Origin of the sequence: Clostridium sp. 19966, from assembly GCF_032335695.1 — a bacterium.
In the GTDB taxonomy this organism is placed as follows: domain Bacteria; phylum Bacillota; class Clostridia; order Clostridiales; family Clostridiaceae; genus JACTOJ01.
Genome location: NZ_JACTOJ010000074.1, coordinates 1 through 2063, shown reverse-complemented (window position 1 = coordinate 2063; position 2063 = coordinate 1). Strand labels below are relative to the sequence as shown.

Below are 2063 nucleotides of genomic sequence, written 5' to 3'. Positions count from 1 at the left end.
TGATGCGACAGCCCCTTATTTTTCATTCCTACCTCATCATCAAAATTTTATTTGACACTATTGAAATCTAAACCTTAGCTTTATAAGAATAAATTAAAAATCTAAAACAATATAATGACTCTCAGCACGCCTTTATATTATAATAGTTTTCCAAGCTCTGTGCCCTTTAGTAATTCGCCTAAGGGTATATTTTTTAATGGAAGTTTATCAATGCCAAGACATGTTTTTGCTGCGTTGATTAATACACGAATATCATACTGACTTGGATATACTGGATCCACTTGCTTTTCTAACCCTAGCAGTGCGTATACAGCCATAACTGCGCTCCTTACGGAATATTCTACTGTGAAAACACAATCTTCAGGAACTTCTGCAAACTGTCCTAAGAAACCAAAGTTCTTGCTTCCTGCTGGAATCACTTGAGGTCTGTCCCCTGCCACACGAGGCATAAATTGTGAAGTGATGTAAGGCATCATGCTAGGTATTACATTAACTGTATTTGCAAGAATCCCAGGTATTCTTTCCTCCAATCCAATATGATAAAGCAGTTCTTCAAGCATTTCACGGCCTGTACATTCTGAGAAGGTCTTTTTAACATAGTCTCCGGGAACATCCATATTCAAGGCATATGCCCAAAATACTTTCACATTATCTGGTTGACCTATAAAATGCGGATGTTTAGGAACAACCCAACTCATTAGCCAGCTTGAATCCTTTATTGTCACAAGTCCGCCCATACCAGGCTTATCTCCTGTCAGTTTTAGAATATATGGAAATACAATATCATCATCCTTTAAGGTTATAGTAAAGGACATCCATTTTGTTTTATCAATGTCACTGCAGAATTTTTCCGGATGACCAAAATCTGGGGACTTCTTAGCTATTTTTTCCCATACGTTAAAGCAGCCTTTATCCTCAGATCTATTTAAAACAGCAGGATGATCCAAATCACCTTTTGTTGTATTCTCAGTCATGGAACCATTAGTAAACAGTACCATATCATCACTCTTTACATTAATGATTTCATTCTTGCCATTTTTAATATAGTGAATTGCTGTAGCTACCTTCTCATTATTTGAAAAATCGAAGTCTATATCTACAACCTTACAGCCATTTTCGAAACATACCTCCTGTTCCTTGAGCCATGTAATAAGTGGAAGTATTAAAGAATCGTATTGATTGTATTCTGTGTGAAGAATACCTTGTAATTTATTCATACCTCCGATTAAATGCATAAATCTTTCCATATAACGTTTAACTTCAACTACACTATGCCATTTTTCAAAGGCAAACATTGTTGCCCAAAAATACCAGAAGTTCGTTTCAAAGAAGCTAACGTCAAAATATTCTCCTATTGTAGTAGCCCCAAGTGCTTCCTCAGTTAACATATGAAGTTTTGCAAGTTCCATCGCATTCTTCTTCGACAATCCAAGACTTGAGAAGTCAGCCTTTTCTCCTTTATTTTTCACTAATCTACAGTGAGATTCAATAGGCTCCTCTATATTAAGCTGACGAAATTCATCTAACACAGTTTTATTTTTATTTTCCAAAGATGGGATAAAGCTAAAAAGCTCCATAAAGCATTCGAAATGTTCTTCTATCTCTCTTCCGCCTCTTGCAGTATATCCTTTTTCCGCCATTCCAGCACCATCCATGGAACCTCCCACAACATCAAGCTGCTCAATTACGTGAATGTTTTTTCCTGGCATATGTCCATCTCTTATTAAAAATGCTGCGGCAGCTAGAGATCCTATTCCTCCTCCAATAAGATACGCTTTTCTTGTTTCAATATTCTTTGGTATAACTGGATTGATTTTTTGATAATTATTCATATAAAATCCTTCCTTTCTTAATATTGATGGATAGCTGAGAGTATCTATTAAGCCTCCCTAAAACATGTATCTTCCTTTGATATATTTATAATACTTTTTATAAAAACCGTATTCAAATAACAATCATAACCACCGGCTTAGCCGGTGGTTTGCTCAGCCCTATAAGGGCCTATTACTGGCTGGGCTGAAAGCCCTCTGAATCAGTCTGCCAATCGCATATTTTCCCATGCA

The 2063-nt window shown here is 36.4% G+C and carries 1 protein-coding gene; it reads right to left on the bottom strand.

Features of this window, described 5'->3' with window-relative positions; translation table 11 throughout:
- Nucleotides 1-137 precede the first annotated feature (137 nt).
- Complete coding sequence (locus IAI10_RS24515) at nt 138-1832, bottom strand: oleate hydratase (RefSeq protein ID WP_315675935.1); 1695 nt, start codon at nt 1830-1832, stop codon at nt 138-140.
- Between the last annotated feature and the right edge of the window lie 231 nt (nt 1833-2063).

Bases quoted from the DNA above. Each gene is read 5' to 3' on its own strand.
- IAI10_RS24515 (WP_315675935.1), bottom strand. From the start codon at position 1,832: ATGAATAATTATCAAAAAATCAATCCAGTTATACCAAAGAATATTGAA.